Source organism: Massilia sp. Root351 (assembly GCF_001425045.1).
Taxonomy (GTDB): domain Bacteria; phylum Pseudomonadota; class Gammaproteobacteria; order Burkholderiales; family Burkholderiaceae_D; genus Rugamonas.
Window position 1 is genome coordinate 666,216 of record NZ_LMDJ01000023.1, and the last position, 7,223, is coordinate 673,438.

General features: G+C 60.7%; 6 protein-coding genes and 1 other annotated feature. All 6 genes read left to right on the forward strand.

Annotated elements, in window-relative coordinates:
- Window positions 1-74: 74 nt before the first annotated feature.
- The gene (locus ASD15_RS19905) at window positions 75-2,435 is read left to right on the forward strand and encodes a hypothetical protein (protein WP_057156720.1); all 2,361 of its coding nucleotides are present in this window, start codon (window positions 75-77) and stop codon (window positions 2,433-2,435) included.
- Window positions 2,436-2,581: 146 nt separating this feature from the next.
- Entirely contained in the window at window positions 2,582-3,730 is a 1,149-nt protein-coding gene (locus tag ASD15_RS19910) for a PEP-CTERM sorting domain-containing protein (protein ID WP_057156721.1), read from the forward strand.
- Between the two features lie 54 nt (window positions 3,731-3,784).
- Window positions 3,785-4,084 carry a hypothetical protein gene (locus ASD15_RS19915; protein WP_057156722.1) on the forward strand — a complete coding sequence of 100 codons (300 nt, stop codon included), beginning with the start codon at window positions 3,785-3,787 and terminating at the stop codon, window positions 4,082-4,084.
- 644 nt (window positions 4,085-4,728) lie between these two features.
- On the forward strand, window positions 4,729-5,304 hold the full coding sequence (locus tag ASD15_RS19920) for a TetR/AcrR family transcriptional regulator (RefSeq protein ID WP_057156723.1): 576 nt from the start codon (window positions 4,729-4,731) through the stop codon (window positions 5,302-5,304).
- A gap of 11 nt (window positions 5,305-5,315) precedes the next feature.
- Window positions 5,316-5,603, forward strand: coding sequence for a YciI family protein (locus tag ASD15_RS19925; protein ID WP_057156724.1), 288 nt, complete (start codon window positions 5,316-5,318; stop codon window positions 5,601-5,603).
- A 352-nt stretch (window positions 5,604-5,955) separates the two neighbouring features.
- A protein-coding gene (locus ASD15_RS31870; protein ID WP_373888190.1) for an IS3 family transposase occupies window positions 5,956-7,184 on the forward strand; the annotation gives its coding sequence in 2 pieces (ribosomal slippage) (window positions 5,956-6,238 and window positions 6,238-7,184; 1,230 coding nt in all).
- Window positions 6,237-6,353: a sequence feature (AL1L pseudoknot), on the forward strand. Its footprint overlaps the gene before it by 117 nt.
- Window positions 7,185-7,223 lie beyond the last annotated feature (39 nt).

The window sequence follows — 7,223 nt, forward strand, 5'->3', positions numbered from 1 at the left end:
CTATACTGGGCTTCCCGATGGCGGATCACCGCGCCGGGCCGACAAAACCATAATCCATTTCTGGAGGAGCACATATGAAACTGACATACAACGTCAAGCTCGTTGTCCCCACGATGCTGGCCGGTCTTCTCGCTAGTCTTCTCGCCGGCATGCTGGCCGGCTGCAGCGGCGGCGCCGGCAGCGCTTCGCCCGCCAGCGCGGCGCCGCCCGTCCGCCTCTCACTCGGCGGCGGCCCGCCGGCCACCAGCTGGACCAGCGTGAAATGGGGCGGAGGCGGCTACGTCACCGGCATCGTCTACCATCCGGGTACCGCCAACCTCGCCTATGCCCGCACCGATATCGGCGGCGCCTACCGCTGGAACCCGGCTACCTCGTCGTGGACGCCCATCACCGACGGTGTAGGGTTCGGCGCGGCCGAAAGCTCCCACCACGGCGTGGAAAGCATCGCCATCGATCCTGCCAACGACCAGCGCGTCTACATGGCCACCGGCATGAGCCTCGGTAACGGCAATGGCCGCCTGTACATTTCCAGCAACCGCGGCGCCAACTGGACCTGGGTCAACCTGCCGTTCCCGGTGGGCGGCAATGATTCCGGCCGGGCCATGGGCGAACGCCTGAAGGCCGACCCCACCAATCCGTCAATCCTGTTCTATGGTTCGCGCACCGCCGGCCTGTGGAAGAGCGCGGACTCGGGCCAGACCTGGGCCCAGGTCACGGGGCTGTCGTCCCACACGATGACCGCAAGCGGCGGCGCCAAGGGCGTCACGCAGGTCATGTTCGACAATTCGAACGTGGGCGGCGGGCAGACCACGTGGAACATGTATGCAGCCGTCGCCCCGGACTACGCCAACGCTGCGGGTCTGACCTCGTCGCTGTACAGATCTGTCAACGGCGGCTTCTCGTGGACCCCGGTCACGGTCCCGGCTCTCGTTACCGGCTACCACGTCCCGCACATGGTGCGCGCTGCCGACGGTAACTATTATGTTGCCTTCAACCAGGGCGCCGGCGAAGGGGTCAACGGTCCCAGCTACCTCTACAAGTTCGGCGGTGTGGCCTTCAACGGCGCCTGGACCTTGCTCAAGAGCTCCAACAGCAGCGGATTCGGCAGCGTGTCCGTCCATGGGACCGGAGCGGCCACCCGCATCGCGCTGGGCATGAGCGGATGGGCCAATACCAGCCAGCAAGTTCAATTGTCCGACAACGATGGCGCCAGCTGGCGCGAGATCGAGGCCGGCATGCCCCATGCGCAGCCCAACATCTCCACCATCGGCTGGGTGGACGACATCGAGATCGATCCCTTCAACCGCGACCACATCTCGCACGTCTTCGGCGGCGGCATCGTCGAGACCTGGAACGCCTCGTCGGCCACGCCGAACTGGAGCCTCTCGGTCAACAACCTGGAGGAGACCGCCACCCTGGCCGTCAACACGCCGCCAGCCGGCGCGCCATACAAGCTGATCAACAGTGCCGGCGACATCGGCACCTGGGTCCAGACGGACCTCGCGGCGACGCCGACCAGGGGCCCCAATCCCAATTGGAACAATGGCAATTCGGCCGACATGGCATGGTCCGATCCGCGCTACATTGCCACAGTCGGAGCTGACAACGCCAACGGCCACGTCGGGAAGGGCTACTGGTCCGGCGACGGCGGCACGACCTGGGCCGCGTTCGCCGCCCTGCCCGCCGGCGCCGGCGCCGCAGCCAACGCGCGCGAAACGTCCAATATCGCCGTCACCACGCGCAACAACGCAATCTGGGCGCCGGCCGATTCGGTGCCGTCCTACACCACCAACAATGGCGCAAGCTGGACCGCGACCAACCTGCCTGCGCTCACCGTCATCGGCGGCTTCCCGCGCGCCTATCGACTGAAAGTGGACCGCAAGAACCCGAACAGGGTCTACGCCTACGATTCGGGCGGCGCATGGTGGGGCAGCGCAGGCAAGGTCTACGTGTCGACCGACGGCGGCCACAACTTCACGCTGAGCCAGGGTTCGGTGGCGGCCAACCTGCGCGCCAATCCGTGGGGCGTCACCTCGATGGAGGTCAACCCCAACGTCGAGGGCGACATCTGGCTGGCCGATGGCAACGCCGTGTACCACTCGGTCGATTCGGGCGCGACCTGGACCAGGCTGAACACCTTTGCGTCGCTCTGGGGAAATCGTCAAACGTGGGAGTGGCCCGACGTGCAGGGCGCCAGTACCCTGGCGCTGGGCAAGGCGGCGCCCGGCGCCTCCTACTCGGCCGCAGTGTACGTGGTGGGCGTGGTCAACGGCGTCTGGGGCGTGCACCGCTCCGACGACAGCGGCGCCACCTGGTCACGCTTCAACGATGATGCTCACCAGTTCGGCGGCATCGGCGCGATGGCGGGCGACTGGAACACCTATGGACGGATCTACGTCAATGGTACCGGGCGCGGTCTGATCTATTCCAACTAGAACTAGCACCGTTTATGCCGCGCACTTATCACAGAAAATCACAGAGCGAATAAATAGGAATAGCGCACAACAAAGCAATCATGCGCTAGTGCAGCCCGCTACTATAGTCCGTCCACCCGCGAGGGGAACCTGAAAAGGAGACGGACATGAAACTTGCAAAATGCGTCGCGCGTGCGCACGCGGCAGCGCTGGCCTTGTTGTTGCCAGCGCTGGCCCAAGCGGGCACGTATACGTTCAACTACCTCAACATCATGACGGAGTGGCAGTACAGCTCCGGTGGCACGATCTCCGCCATCAACAACAGCAATCAGGTGACCGGGTATGTGAGCTTCGGGCCGGAATTGCCTGGCAGCTCTTTTCTCTACCAGCAGCACTGGGCCACTTACCTCTCATCCCAGCTTGCCAATATCCATGACATCAACAATGCCGGCGTCATGGCAGGCACAGCGCCAGGGGGTGTGGCAGCGCTGCTGGCCAATGGACAGACGACTACCTTGCTCAACGATGGCCGTTCCTCCACAGCGCTTGCCATCAACAACCACGGCGTGGCGGTGGGCTACGCCATGAATACCGACGTGTTCAGCTACCGCGCCATGGTTTACAGCAATGGCACGGCAACCGAACTGGGCACCCTGGGCGGCCGCGATTCGTTTGCCACCGACATCAACGACGCCGGCGTGATCGTCGGTAATTCACACGTGGACGAGAACTATTTCGCCACGCATGCCTTCATTTACGAGAACGGCGTCATGACCGACCTCGGCGTGCCGGCGGGGGCGACGTCCAGCGCCGCCCTGAGCGTCAGCGAGGACGGTTCGGTCCTCGGCAGGGCTTACCTCCCCAACGGCACGGCCAAGAGCTTTCTTTACCACGATGGCGTGACGACCGACCTGAGCGGGATTTTCACGCGCACGGTGGCCGACATGAACGGCAGCGGCACCATCCTCGGCGAGTCGAACGAAGGCTTCCTGCTGTACAACAAACAGGGTCAGGTAGTGAACCTGAGCCTCGAGGTGGCGCAAAGCACCGGCTCCACGCTCAGCCAGGTTTTCGCCATCGGCGATAACGGCACGGTTGGGGCGGAAATCTGCGGCGATCTCGGTTGCACACTCGCCCTGATGATCCCTTCGCCCGTGCCGGAACCGGAAACCTACGGCATGCTGCTGGCCGGCCTGGGCGTGGTGGGCTGGATGGGCCGCCGCCGCGCCAGCGCCACAGGCGGCAGTGGCGGCAGTGGCGACAGCGACGCTGCCATAGCACGGCGCGCAACAACATCTTCGTCCAATCGAATATGATGGAAAGATGGTCGCAGCAGCAATGATCCTCCTTGCACGTGGAGCGCCAAACCCATGAAATACGACATCGATTTCTCGATCTTTGAATCGCCAAACCACCCATATGGAAACGTGACGGGCGAGCTGGAACTGACGTTCCTGCCATCGGTTGGCACTGTGATCCAAATTTCGGAAGGGATGCTGGCGCTGCGCGTGCAATTCATCAATATCGTCAATGGGCGAACCGTAATAGGATTTGATGATGTGGTGGCAGATTCTCCAAGTCACGCAGCTTGGCTTGCTGAACGGCTGGAGCGGGACGAAGGTCTATTTTGCCCCAAGTACGACTTGATCCGCTTTGGAAAAATCAGATAACAAATGCTGTGAATTTTCGGCGCGATTGAGCGTGACTTGCCGCACGCAGCCATGACCTGACGCACGCGCAAGATGCTATCGCTCACTGCCGAAACGACGTTCTCCATTATCTTCCCCTACCTGTTTCTGAACGGATTGATAGATTTAATGCGGCCACGCCACCCGCGCCGGGCAACGCACATCGGAAATGGATGCCGCATCCATGAGGTGGATCGAGACGAACCAGGGGCCGCGTAAAAGCTAGTTGCTGATGCGCCAGTACCAAGGCGTCAGCGACAAAGAGGTGAGCTTCGCAAGGTAGAGCGTGCCACGCCTACCATGCCAGCTACCGAAGGGAATCGCAAATGAACAAGACTCGCCAAATGACAACAGGGCCAGCTACTGTAGATTCCACTCTAGCCTTGGGCGGTTTGGACTTCAAGGTGATGTACACCGAAAAGGCTCTTTAAATCCAACGGGGTTTCATTTGGCTTGACGATTCGTCACGCTGGATGGTCGTGGGCTCCGGAGGGTGCTTTCACGCCGCAAGCATTGCCTGCCCGCGCTGACCGGGCCTTCCGGCGCTTAGGCATTTCAATACATACTTGACAAGTTTAGGACGATCGCCCTACCATTAGGACAATTGACCTACAGCATGGCCGCCAATGATAGCCACCCGAGACCGTATAGTCGAAGCAGCCGACAAACTCTTTTACGAGCAGGGATTCGAACGCACTTCGTTTGCAGATGCGGCGGCGGCTGTTGCCATCTCCCGCGGCAATTTTTACTACCATTTCAAGACCAAGGACGAGATTCTCGACGCGGTCATCCAACGTAGGCTGGCAAACACGCGAGCGATGCTGGACCAATGGCAGATCGAGGGCGCTTCACCTGCAGCACGCATCGGCTGCTTCATTGAAATCCTCATCCGCAACCAGAGCAAGATCAAAATGTATGGATGCCCGGTCGGGACTTTGAGCACGGAACTGGCCAAGCTCCAGCATCCCGCCAGCTCCAGCGCCAATGAGCTGTTCGGCCTGTTCCGCGACTGGCTAAGCGACCAGTTCGCGCTGCTCGGACGCGCGCAGGACGCTACTCAACTGGCCTTGCATTTGCTCGCACGCAGCCAAGGCATCGCAACGCTTGCCTCGGCATTCCAGGATTCAGCTTTTATCGAGCAGGAGGTCCGACTCTTGCACAACTGGCTCCAATCGCAGCTTCCCCAAACCACTCATCAGTGAGGAGTTCAACGATGTTTGTCGTACTGCTGAAATTTTCCGAAAACAAAGGACTGGCGCAGCAATATATGGCCGGCCACAAAGAATGGATCGATGCCGGATTCAATGACGGCGTGTTCGCACTTGTCGGAGGCCTGCAACCGAATGCAGGTGGAGGAATCCTCGCCATCAACACGACGCGCGACGCACTGGAAGAACGCGTTCGTCGCGATCCGTTTGTCGAGCATGGCATCGTCACGCCAGACATCATCGAGATTGCTCCCGCCCGTACCAACGGCCAACTGGCCTGGCTCACACAATGAGGGCTCGCAATGACAGCAACCATTGAAGGAATAGACGGCAGGCAAACGCTTCCGTATCGAACAGGCCTTCCCGCCCTTTGCGCTTGAGCGAGTGGGCCGCACCCATCCGTCTTACGAGCGGCGCCGTTATCCGCGCTAATTGGCAGTGTTCCCTGCCATCGCGCAGCGCAGCCGGCGCACGTGCCATAGCAAAAGCAAACTGAACCGGACCGGAAATCTGGGAGGCTCCAACATCTGAGAGAATGGAGCCATGAAACGAAAATCCACGAAGTTTTCCCCCGAAGTGATGGAGCGCGCTGNATTGAACCGGACCGGAAATCTGGGAGGCTCCAACATCTGAGAGAATGGAGCCATGAAACGAAAATCCACGAAGTTTTCCCCCGAAGTGATGGAGCGCGCTGTGCGCATGGTCGAGGAATCGGCCGGGCAGCATGAATCGCAGTGGGCAGCCATCGAGTCCGTCGCGGCCAAGATCGGCTGCACATCGGAGACGCTGCGCCGTTGGGTACGCCAACGTGAGCGCGACACCGGCAAACGCGAAGGCACCACCACCTCCGAACAGGAACGCCTGAAGGCGCTGGAACGCGAAGTTAAAGAGCTCCGCAAAGCCAATGAAATTCTACGTCTTGCGAGTGCTTTTTTCGCCCAGGCGGAGCTCGACCGCCGCTTCAAGTCCTGATGGCCTTCATCGACCAGCATCGTGCGGTCTACGGAGCCGAGCCGATTTGCAGGGTGCTGCAGATCGCTCCATCGAATTACTGGCGTCACGCTGCCCTGTGTCGTAACCCTGAATTGCGCTGTGCCCGTGCAAAGCGTGATGAGTCGTTGAGTGACCACATTCGTCGCGTATGGCAAGCCAATTTCCAGGTGTACGGCGCTGAAAAGGTCTGGCGCCAACTGCGCCGGGAGAAGATTGAGGTCGCTCGCTGCACTGTTGAACGTCTGATGCGCCGTGATGGCTTGCGTGGCGTCATACGAGGCAAGGTTGTGCGCACGACGATTGGCGACAAGGCGGCGCCGTGYCCTTTGGATCGGGTGAACCGCCAATTYCGCGCCGACCGTCCGAACCAGCTTTGGGTCAGCGACTTCACCTATGTCTCGACCTGGCAAGGCTTCGTCTATGTCGCCTTCGTGATCGACGTGTTTGCGCGCCGAATTGTGGGCTGGCGCGTGAGCAGCTCGATGCGCACGGACTTCGTGCTGGATGCACTGGAGCAAGCGCTTTATGCCCGACAGCCCGAACGGGACGAAGCCCTGATCCACCATAGCGACAGGGGTTCGCAATACGTATCCATCAAGTACAGCGAACGCTTGGCCGAAGCCGGTATCGAACCGTCCGTGGGCAGCAAAGGGGACAGCTACGACAATGCCTTGGCCGAGACCATCAACGGCTTGTACAAAGCGGAATTGATTCACCGTCGTGCTCCTTGGAAGACCCGTGAAGCTGTCGAACTGGCTACTCTGGAATGGGTGTGCTGGTTTAACCATCATCGATTGCTGGAGCCCATCGGCCACATTCCACCGGCCGAAGCTGAAATGAACTACTATCGTCAACTATCGAGTCAAGCCATCCCGGCATGACTCAAACCGAGGCGCCTCTCAATATCCCGGTCCGGTTCA